This window comes from Streptomyces sp. NPDC059008 (assembly GCF_042749045.1).
In the GTDB taxonomy this organism is placed as follows: Bacteria; Actinomycetota; Actinomycetes; order Streptomycetales; family Streptomycetaceae; genus Streptomyces.
Window position 1 is genome coordinate 111,127 of record NZ_JBHYJC010000002.1, and the last position, 20,388, is coordinate 131,514.

The 20,388-nt window shown below is 70.7% G+C and carries 19 protein-coding genes and 1 tRNA gene; 12 read left to right on the forward strand and 8 right to left on the reverse strand.

From position 1 onward, the window contains the following. Positions 1–747: 747 nt before the first annotated feature. The gene (locus tag ACFWZH_RS03365; RefSeq protein WP_384424830.1) at positions 748–1,185 is read right to left on the reverse strand and encodes a hypothetical protein; all 438 of its coding nucleotides are present in this window, start codon (positions 1,183–1,185) and stop codon (positions 748–750) included. A gap of 180 nt (positions 1,186–1,365) precedes the next feature. On the opposite strand from ACFWZH_RS03365, the gene ACFWZH_RS03370 reads away from it, so the two are divergent. Next, on the forward strand, positions 1,366–1,614 hold the full coding sequence (locus tag ACFWZH_RS03370; protein WP_384424832.1) for an SCO4226 family nickel-binding protein: 249 nt from the start codon (positions 1,366–1,368) through the stop codon (positions 1,612–1,614). A gap of 423 nt (positions 1,615–2,037) precedes the next feature. On the opposite strand, the gene phoU is transcribed toward ACFWZH_RS03370, so the two are convergent. After that, positions 2,038–2,715, reverse strand: a complete 678-nt coding sequence (gene phoU / locus ACFWZH_RS03375) for a phosphate signaling complex protein PhoU (protein WP_384424834.1) — start codon at positions 2,713–2,715, stop codon at positions 2,038–2,040. Between the two features lie 590 nt (positions 2,716–3,305). Here phoU and ACFWZH_RS03380 point away from each other — a divergent pair. Together ACFWZH_RS03380 and ACFWZH_RS03385 are read left to right on the forward strand one after the other, a co-directional pair. Continuing rightward, positions 3,306–4,574, forward strand: coding sequence for a sensor histidine kinase (locus tag ACFWZH_RS03380; RefSeq protein ID WP_384424836.1), 1,269 nt, complete (start codon positions 3,306–3,308; stop codon positions 4,572–4,574). Then, on the forward strand, positions 4,571–5,251 hold the full coding sequence (locus tag ACFWZH_RS03385) for a response regulator transcription factor (RefSeq protein ID WP_006603892.1): 681 nt from the start codon (positions 4,571–4,573) through the stop codon (positions 5,249–5,251). Before ACFWZH_RS03380 ends, ACFWZH_RS03385 begins: the two co-directional genes overlap by 4 nt. A gap of 76 nt (positions 5,252–5,327) precedes the next feature. Here ACFWZH_RS03385 and ACFWZH_RS03390 read toward each other — a convergent pair whose 3' ends face one another. Then, complete coding sequence (locus ACFWZH_RS03390) at positions 5,328–5,990, reverse strand: DUF461 domain-containing protein (protein ID WP_384424838.1); 663 nt, start codon at positions 5,988–5,990, stop codon at positions 5,328–5,330. Positions 5,991–6,808: 818 nt separating this feature from the next. On the opposite strand from ACFWZH_RS03390, the gene ACFWZH_RS03395 reads away from it, so the two are divergent. The 7 genes from ACFWZH_RS03395 (at position 6,809) to ACFWZH_RS03425 (ending at position 13,874) form a co-directional block, all read left to right on the forward strand. Beyond that, positions 6,809–7,291, forward strand: a complete 483-nt coding sequence (locus tag ACFWZH_RS03395; RefSeq protein WP_003953493.1) for a CarD family transcriptional regulator — start codon at positions 6,809–6,811, stop codon at positions 7,289–7,291. 389 nt (positions 7,292–7,680) lie between these two features. Further along, complete coding sequence (ispD, locus tag ACFWZH_RS03400; RefSeq protein WP_384424840.1) at positions 7,681–8,427, forward strand: 2-C-methyl-D-erythritol 4-phosphate cytidylyltransferase; 747 nt, start codon at positions 7,681–7,683, stop codon at positions 8,425–8,427. Further along, the gene (gene ispF, locus ACFWZH_RS03405) at positions 8,420–8,929 is read left to right on the forward strand and encodes a 2-C-methyl-D-erythritol 2,4-cyclodiphosphate synthase (RefSeq protein WP_384425617.1); all 510 of its coding nucleotides are present in this window, start codon (positions 8,420–8,422) and stop codon (positions 8,927–8,929) included. The genes ispD and ispF overlap by 8 nt, the downstream gene beginning before the upstream one ends. 143 nt (positions 8,930–9,072) lie before the next feature. Beyond that, a complete protein-coding gene (locus tag ACFWZH_RS03410; RefSeq protein WP_384424841.1) occupies positions 9,073–9,477 on the forward strand; it encodes a PPOX class F420-dependent oxidoreductase in 405 nt (134 codons plus the stop codon). Positions 9,478–9,587: 110 nt separating this feature from the next. Then, positions 9,588–10,982: a cysteine--tRNA ligase gene (gene cysS / locus ACFWZH_RS03415; protein WP_384424843.1), complete on the forward strand. Its 1,395-nt coding sequence runs from the start codon at positions 9,588–9,590 to the stop codon at positions 10,980–10,982. Positions 10,983–11,110: 128 nt separating this feature from the next. Further along, the gene (rlmB, locus tag ACFWZH_RS03420) at positions 11,111–12,064 is read left to right on the forward strand and encodes a 23S rRNA (guanosine(2251)-2'-O)-methyltransferase RlmB (RefSeq protein WP_384424845.1); all 954 of its coding nucleotides are present in this window, start codon (positions 11,111–11,113) and stop codon (positions 12,062–12,064) included. 166 nt (positions 12,065–12,230) lie between these two features. Beyond that, complete coding sequence (locus tag ACFWZH_RS03425) at positions 12,231–13,874, forward strand: DoxX family membrane protein (protein WP_384424847.1); 1,644 nt, start codon at positions 12,231–12,233, stop codon at positions 13,872–13,874. Between the two features lie 709 nt (positions 13,875–14,583). Here the strand turns inward: ACFWZH_RS03425 and ACFWZH_RS03430 are convergent. The 3 genes from ACFWZH_RS03430 to ACFWZH_RS03440 all read right to left on the reverse strand — a co-directional run bounded on the left by ACFWZH_RS03430 (position 14,584) and on the right by ACFWZH_RS03440 (position 17,339). Further along, positions 14,584–15,312, reverse strand: a complete 729-nt coding sequence (locus ACFWZH_RS03430) for an NDP-sugar synthase (protein WP_384424849.1) — start codon at positions 15,310–15,312, stop codon at positions 14,584–14,586. Positions 15,313–15,342: 30 nt separating this feature from the next. Continuing rightward, positions 15,343–15,759 carry a hypothetical protein gene (locus tag ACFWZH_RS03435; RefSeq protein WP_384424851.1) on the reverse strand — a complete coding sequence of 139 codons (417 nt, stop codon included), beginning with the start codon at positions 15,757–15,759 and terminating at the stop codon, positions 15,343–15,345. A 443-nt stretch (positions 15,760–16,202) separates the two neighbouring features. Then, on the reverse strand, positions 16,203–17,339 hold the full coding sequence (locus ACFWZH_RS03440; protein ID WP_384424853.1) for an ABC transporter ATP-binding protein: 1,137 nt from the start codon (positions 17,337–17,339) through the stop codon (positions 16,203–16,205). Positions 17,340–17,519: 180 nt separating this feature from the next. On the opposite strand from ACFWZH_RS03440, the gene ACFWZH_RS03445 reads away from it, so the two are divergent. Further along, positions 17,520–17,593 (forward strand) — tRNA-Thr (locus ACFWZH_RS03445). A gap of 43 nt (positions 17,594–17,636) precedes the next feature. Here ACFWZH_RS03445 and ACFWZH_RS03450 read toward each other — a convergent pair. Both ACFWZH_RS03450 and ACFWZH_RS03455 read right to left on the reverse strand, forming a co-directional pair. Then, on the reverse strand, positions 17,637–19,280 hold the full coding sequence (locus ACFWZH_RS03450; RefSeq protein ID WP_384424855.1) for a tyrosine-type recombinase/integrase: 1,644 nt from the start codon (positions 19,278–19,280) through the stop codon (positions 17,637–17,639). Further along, on the reverse strand, positions 19,277–19,996 hold the full coding sequence (locus tag ACFWZH_RS03455; RefSeq protein ID WP_384424857.1) for a hypothetical protein: 720 nt from the start codon (positions 19,994–19,996) through the stop codon (positions 19,277–19,279). Before ACFWZH_RS03455 ends, ACFWZH_RS03450 begins: the two co-directional genes overlap by 4 nt. Before the next feature lie 111 nt (positions 19,997–20,107). On the opposite strand from ACFWZH_RS03455, the gene ACFWZH_RS03460 reads away from it, so the two are divergent. Further along, entirely contained in the window at positions 20,108–20,356 is a 249-nt protein-coding gene (locus ACFWZH_RS03460; RefSeq protein WP_384424859.1) for an integrase, read from the forward strand. Positions 20,357–20,388 lie beyond the last annotated feature (32 nt).

The window sequence follows — 20,388 nt, forward strand, 5'->3', positions numbered from 1 at the left end:
TGAAACTTTCCCATAGCTGTCACCTGCCACACAAACGTGCAGCTGAAATGCGGGTGCCGTCTAGTTTCTTAGACGGTTTGTCTACGAAACTAGACATCGAGGCTTTCCGGGACTTCAAGGCTCCTCTGGTTTCCGCTGCTTTCCTCTATCTTCTGCACCTTCTCCGTGCTCCCCGTCGCTCCCTAGGCCTCCCTAGGCCTCCCTAGGCCTCCCCCTAGGCCTCCCTAGGCGTACCTGAGGCTTCCTGAGGCGCTCTGGTTGCCTCGCGAGGCGTGCCTCGGCGGGTGGGAATTCCATGCCTGGAATGAATCGTTCCAGGCATGGAACGAAGGCAACTCTCCCTCGCCGTGGAGAGTTACCGTCGCTGATGGTGCGATTTCCGCTCGTCAGCTCGCTTTCTTGCTAGCCAGAAAGACTCCCTCCCGAGGGAGAAAGGAGGTGTTGAGCTCTCTTCTGGAGTCCTGCGAGCCTGGTCGGGCTTAGGTCTCCGTACCGAATTCTTCGTATGCCTGAGCGATTGCCTTCGCGTGTGTTCCTGGTTGGAGGGCATCAGGTGCGTACACCCGGGCTCGGCGAGTTGCGCTCCCCGGCCCTCCCTCGGGGGCGCCTGCCTCACTCGTCTGCGGGTGCGCCGTGGTGAGGGGCGGTGGGGCCATGACTCCTGTCGACGAGGGCCGCCGTCTGCAGAACCAGCTCCCCCGGATCAGATGTGGCGGCCGCGCCACGGACCCCGTGTGCGGCCGGGACTCAGACCCGCGCTCCCGGCACGTGCCGGGGCTCGGCGACCAGTCCGTAGATGACGAGCAGCGACATCACCATCACGAAGATCGACCAGTACGGGAACGTCGACAGGAACATCAGCTGGCCGACCAGGCAGGCGGAGGCCAGCACGAGGCCGGTGATCCGCGCGGCCCGTGCGCCCAGCAGCACGCCCAGACCGGCCAGGATCTGCGCGACCCCGACGATGATCCACACCCAGCCCCAGGCGGCGAAGTTGAAGACCAGCAGGCGGTTGCCGTGGTTGGCGGTGGTCGCGTAGTAGCCGTGGTCCAGCAGCGCCACGAAGCCGTTGATGAGGTCGAACAGGCCGCTGAGCATCAGCAGGATCCCGGCGAACACCACCCAGTGGGAGCGCTCGGCGGGCGGTACGGGCGGGCTGTCCGAAGCGGGGGGATTCGGCTGCATGGATCCCATCTCGCCGGGCGCGGCGCGGCGGCGCAACGGGGGGCGGGCCATTGGGGCGAGAACCGGGGCGTACGGAGGCAGCATGGAAGTGCAGGAACTGTGGGGGAACCGGGCGCAGGGGCTGCGGGAGGGGACCGGGAGCCCTGCCCGGCACCGTCTGCGAGCGGAAGGATGACTCAGATGCCCAAGTTCATGGACGTCCATCACGGCATGACGGGCCTCACGCCCGAGAAGTTCAACGCGGCACACCAGGCCGACCTCGCCATACAGAGCGAGGAGGGCGTGACCTTCGAGCACGCCTGGGCCGACACCGAGTCCGGCGACGTGTTCTGCCTGTCGGACGCGCCCTCGGCAGGCGCCGTGCAACGCATCCACGAGCGCGCCGGCCATAAAGCGGACGAGATTCATCCGCTGACGCTCAGCCTGTGACCCTGCCGTACGGCGGGGCCTGCCCGTAGCGGGAGCCCGGCCCCGCGAACACGGCAGCGGCCCCGGCCGGCTGATCAGCCGACCGGGGCCGCGGTGCCACTGTGCCGTGGCCGGCCGGTGCCGCTAGCAGCCGCCGCCGCACTGGCACGGTCCGCCCGACTGGCAGCCGCAGCTGCACCCCGGGCCGCACGAGCAGGACATCAGGGCGGGCTGCGGGTGCTCGACGGGGGTGTGGGAGTGCGCAATGGATGCCATGCATTGCCTCCTAGGGGTCGTCTGGTGCCCGGTGGGGCACCCGTCGCCCATTGCAAGCCCGGGCGGCACGGCGCGTCAACGGCGCGTGGAGGCACGCGTCAATGGCGCTCGGTCGCTCAAGGGGGCGGACGGACATGGTCGACCCGCCCCCTTCAGGGCACCCTCCGGCTACGCGCCCTCGACCGACGCCGGCGGGGCGATCTCGTCGGCGTGCTCACCGGTCACGAGGTAGACGACGCGCTTGGCGACGGAGACCGCGTGGTCGGCGAAGCGCTCGTAGTAGCGGCCCAGCAGCGTCACGTCCACGGCCGTCTCGATGCCGTGCTTCCAGCGGTCGTCCATCAGGTGCTGGAAGAGCGTGCGGTGCAGCATGTCCATCGCGTCGTCGTCGTGCTCCAGCTGGAGCGCGAGATCGACGTCCTTGGTGATGATGACCTCGGCGGCCTTCGCCATCAGGCGCTGCGCCAGCTGCCCCATCTCCAGGATGGTGGCGTGCAGATCGCGCGGTACGGCCGTCTCCGGGAAGCGCAGCCGGGCCAGCTTGGCCACGTGCTGGGCCAGGTCGCCGGAGCGCTCCAGATCGGCGCTCATCCGCAGCGAGGTGACGACGATCCGCAGGTCCGTGGCGACCGGCTGCTGCCGCGCCAGCAGGGCGATCGCCCGGGCCTCCAGGTCGCGCTGCAGGTCGTCGACCTTCTCGTCGGCGGCGATGACGTGCTCGGCCAGCTTGAGATCCGCGTCGAGTATCGCCGTGGTGGCGCGCCCGATCGCGGAGCCGACGAGCCGGGCCATCTCGACCAGGCCCTCGCCGATCGAATCGAGCTCCTCGTGGTACGCGTCCCGCATCTGTGACCTTCTCTCGCGTCGAGTGGTGGTGTGGCGTGTGGGGGGTGGGACGGGGGCAGGGGTGACCTGCGCCCACGGTCTCACGGTCTGTTCCCGTGCGGCCCGTGTCCCGAAGGGCGGTGCTCCACGGAGCCGGTGCCCCGCGGTGCTCCACGGAGCCGGTGCCCCGCGGTGCTCCACGGAGCCGGTGCCCCGCGGTGCTCCACGGAGCCGGTGCCCCGCGGTGCCGGTGCTCCGGTGGAGCCCAGGCCCCACGGCCGCTTTTGAGCCGATCCGTCACCCGCACCCTCACCCTGCGGCCGGATCGCGACCTGCGGTGCCACCCGGGGTGAACCACCGCCGACGTGAAGGTGAACTCTGGGCGACGACGTCACTGCCCCGAGGCCGCCACCGCCGTTCACCCGGCCGCGCGCCGACGCGACGGGCTGCTCGCGCCGGTGTCCCAGGGACGTCCGCCGGGCGGCCGGGCGCCCCGTACCGGCCTCCGGAGTGAACCCGTACGAACGCCACGGTGAACTCTGGGCGACGGCTGTTCGTGCAGCCGCTCGCGAGGCTGGGGCGGTGTCCGACCCGGCACATACTCTGGACTCATGAACGTGGATGCGGCCGTCGCCGCAGTGGCAGCGATCGCCGGACTGTGCACCGGCGTCTTCGCCATGCTGGCGTTCCGCTGGAGCGAGCGCGACCAGGCCAAACCCACCCGTACCTCACTGCACACCGACGCGGTGCTGCCGCCCGGCGTCGACACCGTGCTGTCGGTGCTGCGCTCCTCGGCCGTGGTCCTCGACGAGGCCGACGCCGTCGTCAAGGCCAGCTCGGCGGCGTACGCCCTCGGCCTGGTCCGCGGCGGCAAGCTCGCCGTCGAGCCGATGCTGCAGATGGCCCGCGACACCCGCAGGGACGGCGAGATACGCCAGGTCGAGCTGGATCTGCCGCGCCGCGGCACCGGCCGCGGCGAGGCGCTCGCGGTCTCCGCCAGAGTCGCCCCGCTCGGCTCCCGGCTCGTCCTGCTGCTGGTCGAGGACCTGACCGAGGCCCGCCGCATAGAGGCCGTCCGCCGCGACTTCGTCGCCAACGTCAGCCATGAGCTCAAGACCCCCGCCGGCGCGCTGTCGCTGCTCTCCGAGGCCGTGATGGACGCCAGCGACGACCCCGAGGCCGTCACCCGCTTCGCCGGCCGCATGCAGAACGAGGCCACCCGCCTGACCAACCTCGTCCAGGAGCTCATCGACCTCTCCCGGGTTCAGAACGACGACCCGCTGGAGGACGCCGAGCCGGTCCGGGTCGACGAGCTGGTCGCCGAGGCGATCGACCGCTGCCGCCAGCAGGCCGGCGCGAAGCAGATCACCATGGCCGCCGGAGGCACCGCCGACCTGCACGTATGGGGAAATCGCGGCCAGCTCGCGGCTGCTCTGGGCAACCTCGTCGAGAACGCCGTCAACTACTCCCCGGCGCGCACCCGCGTCGGGATCGCCGGACGCCGGGTCTCCGCGCCCGGCGGCGACCTGATCGAGATCGCGGTGACCGACCAGGGCATCGGGATATCCGAAAAGGACCGGGACCGCGTCTTCGAGCGGTTCTACCGCGTGGACCCGGCGCGCTCGCGCGCCACCGGCGGGACCGGCCTCGGCCTCGCCATCGTCAAGCATGTGGCCGCCTCGCACGGCGGGGAGGTCACGGTCTGGAGCGCTGAGGGACAGGGCTCCACCTTCACCCTGCGTCTCCCGGAAGCCGGAGCCGTCCGCGACCGCGAACGGCCCGCCGACCTCTCCGCGGAGGGCCTCGACGACGAGGACCGCCCGTACGAGACCTTCAACGATCCGCTCCCTGCCCACCCAGCCCCGGAGGTCCTTCCGTGACCCGAGTGCTCGTCGTCGAGGACGAGGAATCGTTCAGCGACGCACTGTCGTACATGCTTCGCAAGGAGGGTTTCGAGGTCGCCATCGCGGCAACGGGCCCCGACGGACTCGACGAGTTCGAGCGCAACGGCGCCGACCTCGTGCTGCTGGACCTGATGCTGCCGGGCCTGCCCGGCACCGAGGTCTGCCGCCAGCTGCGCGGCCGCTCCAACGTCCCGGTCATCATGGTGACCGCCAAGGACAGCGAGATCGACAAGGTCGTCGGCCTGGAAATAGGAGCCGACGACTACGTCACCAAGCCCTTCTCCTCCCGTGAGCTGGTGGCTCGCATCCGCGCGGTGCTCCGCCGCCGCGGCGAGCCGGAGGAGGTCACCCCGCAGGCGCTGGAGGCCGGCCCGGTCCGGATGGACGTGGACCGCCATGTCGTCACGGTCTCCGGCGGCAAGGTCGATCTGCCCCTGAAGGAGTTCGACCTCCTGGAGATGCTGCTGCGCAACGCGGGCCGGGTGCTGACCCGCATGCAGCTCATCGACCGGGTCTGGGGCGCCGACTACGTCGGTGACACCAAGACCCTGGACGTGCACGTCAAGCGGCTGCGCGCCAAGATCGAGCCCGACCCGGGCGCGCCGCGCTACCTCGTCACGGTCCGCGGCCTGGGCTACAAGTTCGAGCCGTAGGCCGCCGGCCGACCGCCGCATACGCCAGGGGCGCCCCTCCGGACCGGAGGGGCGCCCCTGACGTGTGACGAGCGGGTCAGTGACCGCTGTGCGACGACCCCGCGGGCTTGGTGGTGCCGGTCGGCGTGGCCGTGGAGGTGGGCGTGCCGGACTCCGTCGGCTTGCCCGGCTCCGAGGGCTTGCCGGTGCCGCCCGGGGTGGCCGAGCCCGACGGCTGCGGCACCTCGGCGGGCCCGTAGCCCTCGAAGTAGCTCTTGGCCGGGACGACGAAGGCGGTGATCTTCACCTTGCCGGTGGAGCTGAGGTCGAACGTCAGGTTCTGGACGTTTCCGTCCTGGACGGCCTCCCGGCCGCTCGCCAGGACGGCCGAGGCGTTGCCCTTGCCGCCGATCACGACCGAGCCGCCGGCCGGCACGGTGATCGAGCCCGAGCCGCCGCCGGCCGGCGCCAGCTTGGCCGACTGACCGGTGCCGTCGACGGCGATCCCGGTCAGCTTCTGGTCCTTGGAGCCGTTGTTGAACAGCGTCGCGGTCACCACGGCCGGGCCCTTGGCGTCGACCTCGGGCTGGGTGACGACGGACGCGTTCTGGATCTTGATGTCGCCGGCGGAGGTCGCGGCGTTGTCCGGCTTGACCTGCAGCGTCTGGGCGTCGTTCCCGGCCCCGCACGCGGACAGCGTGGCGATCGAGAGCGAAAGGACGGTGGCGGCGAGGACGCCGCGTCGAAGGCTGCGGCTCACGGCGGCGGCATCTCCTTGACGAGCTACGGCGGCCGAACGTTCGTGCCCGGTCGCGGATGGACGGCTGGGGCGGCGCCGCGCAGGCGTCGGGCACGACGCGTACGTAAAGCCGCCCTAAGGGTGTGTCAGCGCCGCTAGGTTACCGAGCCGTCCTCGCGCCGCCGCACCCGACCCGCCCCCAGCGCGATCACGGGCCCCTCGCCGCCGTCCGCACGCGGTGCGCCGGCCGCGGCCCCGAGCCCGGCCGCGCGAGAGCGGGCCGGAAAACCGGGCCGCGGTTCAAGATCTTTTCGAGTTCGCCGGGAACGTCCCCGGAGATCATCGCGGGAACGGCGCCGGCGGGAACTTCGCCGGACTATGGACGGGGGAACAGGGATGAATATTCGGCAGGCGGCCGTTCGGGTGGGTGCGCACGCGTTTCCCCCGGCCGGTTTCCCCGGCGAAAAGAAGTATTCGAAGGGAATGTGAAGGCCTCGCGGAATTGATCACACTCTTCGCCGGTCGGAAGGTGATCAATTCGAGAATCGGCCGCGAGGAGCACCTGGGCGGCCGAACGGAGTAGCGGAACTCGCTCATGCGGATCCGTGCAAAACGGGACGTTCACCCCGTCGATCTTGGTGCTGCCGGTGTGCGGCGGGCGCGTTTCCGTTCGCCCGCGAAGCGCCTCCGACCTGCGAATACCTGCGTCCAAGGGCCCCTCGCAGCACGTTCCGGTTGCTGTTGTCAAGCCCCGAGATATGCCCTGACCTGCGAAAACGCCATTCAGAACGGCCCGTTCCCGTGTTAGCATGGATAGCCACGGAAGGGGTACCTGTCACATGACGTTCAAGGTTGGCGACACCGTGGTCTATCCCCATCACGGGGCCGCGCTGATCGAGGCCATCGAAACTCGCCAGATCAAAGGCGTGGACAAGACCTACTTGGTGCTGAAGGTCGCCCAGGGCGACTTGACTGTTCGTGTGCCAGCGGACAATGCGGAGTTCGTCGGCGTACGCGACGTGGTTGGCCAGGACGGGCTGGACCGGGTCTTCGAGGTGCTTCGCGCACCGTATGCCGAAGAGCCGACGAACTGGTCCCGTCGCTACAAGGCAAATCTCGAGAAGCTCGCTTCCGGCGATGTGATCAAGGTCGCCGAAGTAGTGCGCGACCTGTGGCGGCGTGAGCGCGAGCGCGGACTCTCCGCCGGTGAGAAGAGGATGCTCGCGAAGGCCCGCCAGATTCTGGTGAGCGAGCTCGCCCTCGCGGAGAACACCAACGAGGACAAGGCCGAGGCCCTGCTCGACGAGGTTCTCGCGTCCTGACGCCGTAAGGCGCTCGTCCGACGCAGTGACGACACACGCAGCGACCACACACCAGTGACGCCACGCAGTGATGACGTAGCAATGCCGCGGTGCCCGAGTGACGACCGTTTCCCATGTGGAGGGGTCTGTTGCCGGGCGCTGCGGCATATCTGCCTCTGACGCGGCGATCGGCCGACCGGCGAGTGCGACGACCCGCTGGAGGCCGATCCGCTGTGGCGTCCCGGGCGGCTGCCCCGACCGATGTCACGGAAGGGTCCGGTCAAGGCGTCGCACCCGGCACTCCCCCACGCTCTGCGAGCGGGGGGCACGCCCAGGCCATACCCACCTCGCCCGAGGAAACAAACCTGTCTGCGCCAATTCCGGGCCCGCCCCGGACTCCGGAGCCATCGATGTCAGATCCCTCCCGCCCGATCCGCACCGCCGCGGTGATCCCCGCCGCCGGACGCGGCGTCCGGCTCGGTCCCGGCACCCCCAAGGCGCTGCGGACGCTGGGCGGCACGCCCATGCTGGTGCACGCCGTCCGCGCGATGGCCGCCTCCCGCGCCGTCTCGCTCATCGTCGTGGTCGCCCCGCCCGACGGCGCCACCGAGGTCGACCGCCTGCTGCACGAGTACCCGCTCGCCGACCGCACCGACCTCGTGGTCGTCCCCGGCGGCCAGACCCGCCAGGAGTCGGTACGGCGCGGTCTGGCGGCGCTGCCGCCGGACATCGACGTGGTGCTGGTGCACGACGCCGCCCGCCCGCTGGTCCCGGTCGACACGGTCGACGCGGTGATCGCGGCGGTCCGCGCCGGTGCGCCCGCCGTCGTGCCCGCGCTCCCGCTCGCCGACACCGTCAAGCAGGTCCAGCCGCAGCCGCAGGGCGCCCCCGAGCCGGTGGTCGGCACCCCCGAGCGGGCGCTGCTGCGCGCCGTGCAGACCCCGCAGGGCTTCGACCCGGCGACCCTGCTCAAGGCGCACGACACCGTCGTCGAGGGCGAGGGCGCCACCGACGACGCCGGGCTGGTCGAACGGCTCGGCGCGCCGGTCGTGGTCGTCCCCGGCCACGAGGAGGCGTTCAAGGTGACCCGGCCGCTGGACCTGGTCCTGGCCGAGGCCGTACTCGCCCGCAGGAGGGCCACCGATGGCTATGTCTGAGCCGACCCCCGCCGGCGGGCTCGCCGGCATCCCCCTCGTCGGCGTCGGCACCGACGTGCACGCCTTCGAGCAGGGCCGCGAGCTGTGGTGCGCCGGGCTGCTGTGGGAGGGCGAGGAGTACGGCCTGGCCGGCCACAGCGACGGCGACGTGGCCGCGCACGCCGCCTGCGACGCGCTCTTCTCCGCGGCCGGCGTCGGCGACCTGGGCGCGCACTTCGGCACCGGCCGCCCCGAGTGGTCCGGCGCCTCCGGGGTGACGCTGCTGGCCGAGGCCGCACGGATCGTCCGGGCCGAGGGTTTCGCGATCGGCAATGTCGCGGTGCAGGTCATCGGCGTCCGCCCGAAGGTCGGCAAGCGGCGCGACGAGGCGCAGCGGGCGCTGTCGGCCGCGGTCGGGGCACCGGTCTCGGTCTCCGGTACCACCACCGACGGATTGGGACTGACCGGGCGCGCCGAGGGGCTGGCGGCGATCGCCACCGCCCTGGTGGTGCGCACCGCCTGAAGGGTTCCGGCGGGCCGGAACGAGGCGTGCCGCCGATTGGCCGTACCGCGTGGGAATGCCCGGCGCCACAAGGGGGTTGGGCAAGGAATCGGGGTACTCGTCTCCATCGGAAGCCCTCGTTCGGCCCGCAGGAAGGACCCTTCGTGACTGCAACGCTCTCCGACGCGCTCAAGGAGCTGCTCGACTCCCCGGTCTTCGTGACGGTGGGGACGATCCAGCCGGACGGCAGCCCCCAGCTCTCCCCGGTCTGGGTGAAGCGGGACGGCGACGACCTGCTGATCTCGACGACCGTCGGCCGGCGCAAGGAGCAGAACCTCCGCCGCGACCCGCGGGTCTCGGTCGTCCTCCAGCCCTTCGACGCGCCGTACGTCTACGCCGAGATCCGCGGCACCGCCGATCTCCGCACCGAGGGCGGGCAGGAGCTGATCGACGAGCTGTCGCTGAAGTACACCGGCAAGAAGTACGCGGAGTTCAACCCTGCCGCGGCCGACGACGACCAGCGGGTCGTGGTCCGGATCACCCCGCGCAAGGTGGTCGGCAGTATCTGACGGACGCCCTCCAGGCAGTGGGATCCGGCAAATCGGACGGTTTTGGCGGATCCATGTCCCCGTGGCCGATGCGTCGCGGGGCACTGCCAGGTTCCGACTACCCTGGTTCCGTGACGATTCGCCTGTACGACACCAGCGCCCGGCAGATTCGCGACTTCACCCCGCTCACGCCGGGCTGTGTCTCGATCTACCTCTGTGGTGCGACCGTGCAGGCCGCCCCGCACATCGGGCACATCAGGTCGGGCCTGAACTTCGACATCATGCGCCGCTGGTTCGAGTACCGCGGCTACGACGTGACGTTCGTGCGCAACGTCACGGACATCGACGACAAGATCATCGCGAAGTCGGAGGAGCAGGGCCGCCCCTGGTGGTCGATCGGCTACGAGAACGAGGTCGCCTTCAACACGGCGTACGACACCCTCGGCTGCCTGCGCCCGACCTACGAACCGCGCGCCACCGGCCACATCCCCGAGATGATCGAGATGATGCGCGGCCTGATCGAGCGCGGCCACGCCTACGCCGCCGACGGCAACGTCTACTTCGACGTCCGGTCCTTCCCCGGCTATCTCCAGCTGTCCAACCAGGAGTTGGACAATCTGCGCCAGCCGTCCGGCGAGGGCGAGACCGGCAAGCGGGACCCGCGCGACTTCGCCATGTGGAAGGCCGCCAAGGAGGGCGAGCCCAGCTGGGAGACCCCCTGGGGCCGCGGCCGTCCCGGCTGGCATCTGGAGTGCTCGGCGATGGCCCACAAGTACCTGGGCTCCGCCTTCGACATCCACGGCGGCGGCGTCGACCTGGTCTTCCCGCACCACGAGAACGAGATCGCCCAGGCCAAGGCCTTCGGCGACGACTTCGCCGCGTACTGGGCGCACAACGCCTGGGTGACCATGAGCGGCGAGAAGATGTCCAAGTCGCTGGGCAACTCCGTGCTCGTCTCGGAGATGGTCCGGCGCTGGCGCCCGATCGTCCTGCGCTACTACCTGGGCACCCCGCACTACCGCTCGATGATCGAGTACAGCGAGGAAGCGCTGCGCGAGGCCGAGTCCGCGTTCGCGCGGATCGAGGGGTTCGTCCAGCGCGTCGTCGAGAAGGCCGGCGTCGTCGAGCCCGCGCCCGAGGTGCCGCTCGCCTTCGCCGAGGCGATGGACGACGATCTGGGCGTCCCGCAGGCGCTGGCGATCGTGCACACCACCGTCCGGCAGGGCAACGCCGCGCTGACCGCCGACGACAAGGAATCCGCGGTGGCCCGGCTGGCCGAGCTGCGGGCGATGCTCGGCGTGCTGGGCCTGGACCCGCTCGACGAGCGCTGGGCCGGTGGCGGCACGGACCGCGGCGAGGACCTGCACGGCGTCGTGGACTCCCTCGTGCGCCTCGTCCTCGAACAGCGCCAGGCCGCCCGCTCCCGCAAGGACTACGCCACCGCGGACGCCATCCGCGACCAGCTCCAGCAGTCGGGACTGTCCATCGAGGACACCCCCTCGGGCCCGCGCTGGTCGCTGTCCTGACCCCCGTCGCGCCCGTGGGAGGCCACCCGGATTCGCCCTTCCCGGTGGCCGCGCGCGACACTCAATCCATACGTACGTACCCACTCCACGTCGCGAGACGTCGAGAGCAGTGAAGAAACAGGTGACCCATGGCCGGCAACAGCCAGCGCAGGAACCGCCGCACGTCCAACAAGAAGGGCGCGCAGGTCGGCAGCGGCGGTAAGCGGCGCCGGAGCCTGGAGGGCAAGGGCCCGACCCCGCCCGCCTCCGCTCGCAAGGGACACGTCAAGAACCGAGTGGCCAACGCCAAGGCCAAGCAGGCCGCGGCCCGCCGCCCGGCCCCGCGGCGCGGTGGCGCCAAGGGCACCGCGGAGCTGGTCGTCGGCCGCAACCCGGTCGTCGAGGCGCTGCGCGAGGGCGTGCCCGCCACGACCCTGTACGTCCAGCAGTTCATCGACACCGACGAGCGGGTGCGCGAGGCGCTCCAGCTCGCCACCGAGCGCGGGCTGCACCTCATGGAGGCGCCCCGGCCCGAGCTGGACCGGATGACCAACGGCCTCAACCACCAGGGCCTGGTCGCGCAGATCCCCCCGTACGAGTACGCCCACCCCGAGGACCTGGCGGCCGCCGCCTTCGACGCCGGCGAGGACCCGCTGATCGTCGCCCTGGACGGGGTCACCGACCCGCGCAACCTGGGCGCGGTGGTCCGCTCCGTCTCCGCCTTCGGCGGCCACGGCGTGGTCGTGCCCGAGCGCCGCGCCGCCGGGATGACGGCCGGTGCCTGGAAGACCTCGGCGGGCACTGCGGCCCGTACGCCGGTCGCCCGTGCCACCAACCTCACCCGGGCCCTGGAGTCGTACCAGAAGGCCGGTCTGACGGTCGTCGGCCTGGCCGCGGACGGCGAGCTGGAGCTGCAGGACGTCGAGGCGCTGGACGGCCCGGTCGTCATCGTCGTCGGCAGCGAGGGCAAGGGCCTGTCGCGGCTGGTCGGCGAGACCTGCGATCTGCGCGTACGGATCCCGATGCCGGGCGGCGCGGAGTCGCTGAACGCCGGTGTCGCGGCCGGTGTCGTGCTGTGGGAGGCGGCGCGGCGGCGCGCCTGAGCGGCGGTGCCCCGGGGCGGCCGGTACGGGTGCGCCGCACCCGCGCCACACCTCGGGGCAAAACCTGACCCTCCGTACGGTCTGCCCGTATCCCGTGATCTTTTGACGGGTCTCGGACAGATCGGCCCGGTCAAGGCAGTGTCTTAAACGCGGGTCACTCGGTTAGATGAGCGTGGACACCAGAACACCCCGCACGCCTACGGGGGGACGCTCGCCGGGTTTCGATGACGAGCCGGGCCTGAGCTCGGTCAAGGTGCCGTGCGATCCCGCGCAGGTCATCGTCAACCACGCCAGCTTCCGCGTACAGCTCGCCGGGCCCGCGGCGGGCCACGTCACGGCCGAGGCCGCGCGCATCCCCGCCACCCGGGGCCCGGCCCCCGGCGGCAGACGCCGGGCACCGGTGGTGTGGAGCGGCCGCACCGAACCGGGCGGCGCGGCCGGCGCCACCACCCAGCTCCTGCACGCGGTGCGCAACGCGGGCATCGGCCTCGACGGCGGCCAGAGCGAGGACGTCGGCACGACCCAGGTCCTGCCCCGGGTCCGCCTCGACGACCCGGCCCCCGCCCAGACCGTGATCGGCCAGCGCGGCCCCGCCGACCCCGACACCACCCTGCTGCGCGGCGTACGCCCCGTAGGCAGCGCATACGGCGACAACTACGGCAACACACCCCCTCGCGACACCTACGGCGACCGCCTTCACGACGGCTACGACGACGACCGCTACGACGACGACCGCTTCGAGGCCCGCGAGCCGTACGACGCCGGGGGCAGGCGGCGCGGCACCGAGGCCGTGCGGCACGCGTACTACCCGGGCCGACGGATGAACCTCGGCGTCGTCCTGCTGCCGCTGCGCATCTTCCTCGGACTGATCTCCGTCTACGCCGGCATGGGCAAGCTCTGCGACCCCGTCTACTTCGACGGCGGCGAGCGGGGCTCGATGGTCAAGTGGCTGCTGTCGCTCGACCCGTGGGCACTGGCCGTGCCGCTGCGCGACTTCGCCGTCTCCCACCCCGTCGGCGCCGGCCTGACCGTCGCCTTCCTCCAGGTCGTCGTCGGCGTCCTCACCATCTGCGGACTGTGGCAGCGGGTCGCCGCGTCGATCGGCGCGCTGCTCTCCGCGGCGCTGCTGATGACCGTCAGCTGGCGCACGCTCCCCGCCTACGACGCCCCCGACATCATCTACCTCGCCGCGTGGAGCCCGCTGATCATCGCGGGCGCCCCGGTCTACTCCATGGACGCCCGACTGGCCGGCGAGGCCTGGCGGCGGCTCGGCCCCCGTGTCGAGGTCGCCGACCTGCGCCGCCGGGTACTGCGCCGCGGCGCGATGATGACCACGGTGGTGGCCGGGCTGACCCTGCTGATCGGCTCGCTGCTCGGCGGTGCCGTACGGTCCGCGACGGTCGCGACCGTGCCGCGACCCGGCGAGCCCGCGATCAACAACCTGCCCGGCTCGCCGCTGCCCCGCCCCGGCAAGAGCGCCACCCGCCCCGGCCAGCGGCACCCCGGCGCCGTACGCCCCGGGACCCCGTCCGCGGGCGCCTCGCACAAGGCCCGCAGGCCCGGCGCGCCCTCCGCGTCGGCTCCCGGCACCGGCCGCTCCGCGGGCACCACCAGCGGCCTCTCCCAGCAGCCCGGCGCCACCACCAGCGCCCCACGGCAGACCATCCCCACCCGCGCCCCCGCCCCGACCCGGGCCCCGAGCACGGCGGGCGGCACCGGCGGCGGCACGACCGGCACCGGCAACAGCGGCTCCAGCGACTCCGGCGACTCCGGTGGCCGGGGGAGCACGTTGGGGGGCCTGTTGGGGTGAGACGGGGGAGCGGCGCCGGGTGGGCCGTTGCGCTGCTCCGGGGGCGCCGGTCGGGCCGTTCGCCGCTTCGGCGGCGCCGGTCGGGCCGTTCCGCCGCTGGAGCGGCGCCGGGTGGGCCGTTGCGCTGCTCCGGGGGCGCCGGTCGGCCTGTCCGACGCTCCGATTTCCCCTCCGTTTTTCCTCTCCGCTTTTCCTCTCCGCCTCTCCCCTCTGCCTTCCCTCCGCCTTTCCCTTCTGCTTTTCCCCTCCGCCCACCCCCCAAAGGGGGGTGGGCGGGTCCTTGTGCGGGGGTCCTTGTGTGTGGGGGCCTTGCGGGTCCTTGTGGGCGGGGCCTAGTGCGGGGGCCTTGCGGGTGGTGCCTTGTGCGTGCGGCCCGGTGGCCTGTGCCCCCAGCCGTGGGGCAGCGGCGTAAGCGGCCGGAGCGGGCGCGTACGGCCGCTGGGACGGCCGCTGGGAGGGCCGCTGGGACGGCCGCTGGGACGGCCGCTGGGACGGCCGCTGGGACGATGAGGGCCAGTGGAGGCCGATTGGAGGCCCGGGAGGCGCGGACGGGGCCGCTGAGGCGCGTACGGCCCCTCAGAGGCCGCCGCAACAGCTGGCAGACGCCGCTGCAGCACCCGGCCCCCGCCGGACGGACTCGAAACGACGCAGACGACACAGACGACACCGGCAACGCCCTACGAGGCGCCGTAAGACGACCCGCGAGGCCTCAACGCGCCTGTGCGCCCAGCTCCTTGGCCGCCTCGGTGAGGTCCTTGGTCGTGTCGATCGCGCGCCAGTAGGCCCCCTGGGGGAGCGGGAATCCCGCCAGGCGGCGTTCGCGGGCGAGACGGGGGAAGGTCGTGCGCTCGTGGTCGCCGCGGTCGGGGAGCAGGTCCGTGAAGGCGGCCGAGAAGACGTAGACGCCGGCGTTGATCAGATACGGCGAGGGCGGCGCCTCGATGAAGTCCAGTACGTGCCCGAACGCGTCGGTCTCGACGACGCCCCAGGGGATGCGGGGGCGGGCCAGCGCGAGGGTGGCGTCGGCATCGCGTTCGTGATGGAACGCGGCCATTTCGCGGAGCGGGAAGCGGGTCCAGATGTCGCCGTTGGTGGCGTACCAGGGTTCGTCCGGGCGGGGCAGGGAGGCGGCCGCGTGCTTCAGGCCCCCGCCGCGGCCCAGCGGCTCGGTCTCGACAACGGTGGTGACACGCAAGGGGAGTTGGGCCTGTGACAGCCAGTCCTGCAGCACCTCGGCGAGGTGGCCGCAGGAGACGACCGCGTCCGTGACGCCTTCCTCGGCCAGCCAGTTCAGCTGATGGCCGATGATCGGGGTTCCGGTGCCGGGAATCTCGACCATCGGCTTGGGGCGGTCATCGGTGTACGGGCGGAGACGTGAGCCCTGGCCGCCGGCCAGGACCACGGCCTGCGTGGGGTACGGATGCTGGGCGCCTGTCATGGTTCGCACCTTATGCGGTGCGAGTGGTGGTCACTGGGCGGCGGCGACGCCGGTGGCGAAGGAGGTGTCGCAGACCGGGCGGGAGAAGGCCTGGGCGCGGTGCGCGGCACCGTACTTGGCCACCGCGGCACGGCCGAGGTCGCGGGCGATGGAGGCGCACGCCTTGGCCAGCGAGGGGCGCTTGGTGGTCGCCTCCTGGAGGTGGGTCAGGGCGACGCCGGGGTTCTTCTCCTGGAGCTCGACCAGCAGGCGCTTGCGGAGCACGTCCGCGGGGGCGCTGGGGCCGGCCTTGGTGGAGGCCGTCCCGGAGGAAGCGGTCAGCACCTGCGAGTCGGTGGCGGTCGAGGCCCAGGGGACGCGGGTGACCGCGAGGGTCCCGGACAGCACCAGGACGACGGGAAGGACGAGGGCGAGAGTTCTGCCGATGCGGCGGGCTGCGGAGTTCACGGTCGAGATGGTAGCGAGGAGTAATGATTTGGCGACATTTGGTCACCGTATCGGGGGACGCAATGGCCCGTCGGTGCGGTTGTGATGTTGACGCACTGGTACGAAAAGCGCCGTTATGTCCCCATGGGCCGCTCTGTTGATCCCCTACTGATCCCCCACTGGTCCCCCACTGGTCCCCTGCTGGACGGCCCTGTACAGCCGCCCCGGAGACGCGTCGGCGGCGGCGATCCAGGGCTACCCCGAACCGCCGCCGCTCTAACGCGCCTGCCTTCCGTACCGGTTGCGCCGGCGACGCCGCTTCCGATGACCGCATCCGGCGTCGCCCGCCGCGTTCGCTCGCTCGCCGCGCTCGCCGTCCGGCGCGCCCGTCCTCGTCCCGATCAGTCGGGTGAGCCGTGTCAGCCGTGTCAGCCGTGTCCGTCAGGTCAGCCGGGCCAGTCAGGTCAGTCGCTGAGGCGCTCGCCCGACGACGTCGAGAACACATGCGTCTCGCCGGGTCGCGGCACGACGTGCAGCCGGCTGCCCTTCTCCGGGACCTGGCGGCCGTTGACCCGTACGACCAGGTCCTTGACCTCGCCGCCGACCTCCGCGGTGCCGTACACATAGCCGTCGGCGCCCAGCTCCTCGACGACGTTGACCGTGACGGCCAGGCCGGCCGGCGCGTCCGCGGACTCCTTGGACAGCGACTTCGCCGCGGCACCGTTCTGCTCGACGATGTCGAAGTGCTCGGGGCGCACGCCCACCGTCACCGTGCGGTCGCCCTTGTCGGCGGCCGCGCTCAGCGCCTCCCGGTTGACCGGCACCACGCTGTTGCCGAACTTCACCCCGCCGTCGGTGATCGGCACCTCCACCAGGTTCATGGCGGGAGACCCGATGAAGCCCGCGACGAAGAGGTTCGCCGGACGGTCGTACATGTTGCGCGGCGAGTCGACCTGCTGGAGCAGGCCGTCCTTGAGGACGGCGACCCGGTCGCCCATCGTCATGGCCTCGACCTGGTCGTGGGTGACGTACACCGTCGTGATCCCGAGCCGGCGCTGCAGACCGGCGATCTGCGTACGCGTCTGCACGCGCAGCTTCGCGTCCAGGTTGGACAGCGGCTCGTCCATCAGGAACACCTGCGGTTCACGGACGATCGCCCGGCCCATCGCCACGCGCTGGCGCTGGCCGCCGGAGAGCGCCTTGGGCTTGCGCCCCAGGTACTCCGTGAGGTCCAGGATCTTGGCCGCGTCCTCGACCTTCTGCCGGATCTCGGCCTTCGGTACACCGGCGATCTTGAGCGCGAAGCCCATGTTGTCGGCGACCGTCATGTGCGGGTAGAGCGCGTAGTTCTGGAACACCATGGCGATGTCCCGGTCCTTGGGCGGAAGGTGGGTGACGTCGCGGTCCCCGATGCGGATGGCGCCCGCGTCGACGTCCTCCAGCCCCGCGAGCATCCGCAGCGAGGTGGACTTGCCGCATCCGGAGGGGCCGACCAGGACGAGGAATTCGCCGTCCTCGATGGCGATGTCCAGTTTGTCGACGGCGGGCTTGTCGGAACCCGGGTAGATACGGGTTGCCTGGTCATACGTGACCGTAGCCATGGTGAGAAGTCCCTTCACCGGCAGGAACGTGCCGGACGATCCGAGTAAAAGGAGTGGTGTAGTCCACTTGTGCGGACTGTCCCGTGACGCTACCTCCGACCGGCCCGGATGTCAGTACCCTGGCTCTCACCAAATACGGAACCCGGCACCCGGCACGCCTGGGTACACTTCTTCCCGCACGCCTCCTTAGCTCAGCTGGCCAGAGCACCGCTCTTGTAAAGCGAAGGTCGTCGGTTCGAATCCGACAGGGGGCTCTGAGAAGGTCCAGGTCAGATACCCGCTGACCTGGGCTTTTTCTTATGCCCTGACCAGGCGAGGGCGGAACTCGATGATCTTCGCGCCGTCCTGCGTGCCCGTTGCGTGCCCATCGGTCCAAGCGGCTGCCCCACCACCGGCAACGGAGACAAGGGCGGCCGGCTTTTCGGCGGGCTTGCGCGCCCCACCGCGAGGAACCAGGGCAGCGGTTGCCTCGGCGGCGTCGCGTGCCGCCTTCGGCATGACCGACTGGTAGATATCCCGAGTGATCCGGGTGTCGCTGTGCCCGAGGGTCTCGGACACGATCTTGACGTCGACGCCGGCGGCGAGCATGAGCGAGGCGGCGACGTGCCGCAGATCATGCAGCCGGATCGGCGGCAGTCCGGACAGCTCGACGAGCCGCTCGAAGTAGTCCGTCAGCCACCCAGGGTGGATGGGCGACCCATCCTCCATGGTGAAGAAGCGGCCCGAGTCGATCCACGCCTCGCCGCATTCGAGGCGCTCGGCCTCCTGGCGCCGCTCCTGCTCGTCGAGTACCTCGTCGGTGTAGTCGTCGAGAACGACGACGCGCTCGCCGCTGTCCGTCTTGGGTGCGTTCTCGATGACCTCCCAACCGTCCAGCACGAGTTGCGTGGCAACGGTGAGGGTCTTCTGTGTTCGGTTGCGGTCCGTACGACGCAGGCCGCACCCCTCACCGCGGCGCAGACCGCGAAAGGTGATCACGTGGAAGAGGCCGTACAGGCGCTCTTCCCGGTTGGCGAGGAAGTCGAGGAACTCGCCGGCGTGTTCCGGGGTCCAGACCATGACCGGGGATGGCTTGATGCCGGTCCGCAGCCATTCGGCGATGCGCTCATCGGTCCACACAAGCGCCTTGGCCCGCTTGGCTGGTGCGAGCTCGACGTGCGCGGCGGCGTTGAACACGATCAGCCCGCGAGCCAGGGCGATGTTCAGCGCGGCGCGTAGGGTGGTCTTGATGCGATGCTGGGTGGAGACTCCCGTGACGCGCCGGAAGGGCGGCATCGCGGCGATACCCTCCTTGAGCGCCTTACGTTGGCGGCGGTACTCCCTTCCCTTCCAAGGGATTTGGGCGAGCTCGTCGAGCGCGGTGCGGCGGAGAATGTTGGCGTCGTTGATCTCGATGTTCGTCTCGGCGATGCCGGCGAACATCTCGTCGAGGTGCGCGACGGTGAGGCGGTCGAGGCGTATGTGCCCGATCCGCGGCTTGAGGTGCAGGCGGACGTCGTTCTCGTACCTATCCTTCCCCTTCTTGCGGAGTGCGTTCTTCCCGGCAAGCCACTGGTCGAGCCACTCGCCGATGGTCAGGTGCTGGGTAAGGGACTGGCCGGTGGCGAACTTGCGCTTTGTCTCGTCGTAGTCGGGTATCGGGTCCTTGCTCGCCGAGACGGTTTCGAGCATGTCGCCGATGCGGCACCGGCCCTCGGTGTCGTCCTTGCCGGCGATGTTGAGCAGGGCGCGGACTTTGTCGAGGTCGTCCTGCGCATCGGTCTTGGTGTCGTAGCCGGCGCGGCGGAAGAGGCGTCGTTCACCGTCCTTGTTCGGCGGCAGTTCCTGCCGCACGGACCAAACGCCGTGGGTGCGCTGATTGAGCTTGGGGCAGGCGGCGCCCAAGGGCTTGCCAGTTTCCTTGCTGCGGCAGTAACAACGTTTCGTCGTGGAGCCGTTCACTCGTTGCCTCTCGGGTTGATGGTGTTGGGAGCGTCGAGGATGTCGAGCCCCTTCATGTCCTTGATCAGGTCCGCTCGTAGGGCGGGGACCGGGACGCCGGCGCGACCCATGTCGTTGATGTGCCGGGCGAGTTCTTCAAGGCGGTGCAGGTACTCGGTCTGTGCAGCGGTGGCACCTCCCTTCGACTTCTCGGTTTCGGCGCGTAGGTGGGCCCGATGGACGGCCTCACGGCGCCGTTCGAACTCGGGGTAGAGCGAGGCGGGATAGGCGGCCTCGGCCCACGCGGCGGACCACTTAGGGCCGTTCTCGACGATCGGCTGGGGGTCGGGGTAGTGGCGTCCGTCGAGGGGGCCGGCGAGCGTCGGTGTCTCCTCGCCTGTCCACCATTTCCACACCGTGTAGGGGTCGCGTGGGTCGGCCGCGGGGGCGGTGGGGACGTTCCCCTCGGTGCCCAGAGGGAGCGCCAGGAGGAGCGGGGGAACGGCGAGGGCGAGCCCCAGCACGGTCAGCTCGTCGACCGTGACGTGCCGGCGGCGCTTCCCTTCCTTTGTCCGGCGGCCGTTCTCGATGTCGACCAGGGCGGAGTAGGTGAGCTCGGGTGCGCCGAGGTTGGCGCAGCGTTCGGCGAGCAGTTCGCGGTTGATTCCTAGGCGGGTGCGATGGCGGCGTACTTGGGCGCCGACGACGTCACTTGGCCTGTCGTGAGCTTTGTGCATATCGCAAAGCTAGCAATGCATGTTGCGCAAGATCAATTCGTATCGGTACGTTGATGGCAGAAAACGATCTGTACGCGCCATATCCGGCGCAGACCTGACAAGGGGGACGCCGTGCCGAACAACGAACAGGCGATGACGCATGAGGAACTCATGGCCCTGCCTGTGGCCGTGCCGCTGGACGTCGCCAACCGGGCGCTGGGCATCGGCCGTACGAACGGATACGCCATGGCCAAACGTGGTGCCTACCCCGTCCGGGTTCTGCGCCACGGGCGGCAGTACAAGGTGACGCGCTACGACTTGCACCGTCACCTCGGTCTTGCGGTGGCCGTTGGCGAGCAGGCTCTTGACGAGGCGGCGTGACAAGACCCCTGGATCGTGAAAATCCGCCCTGA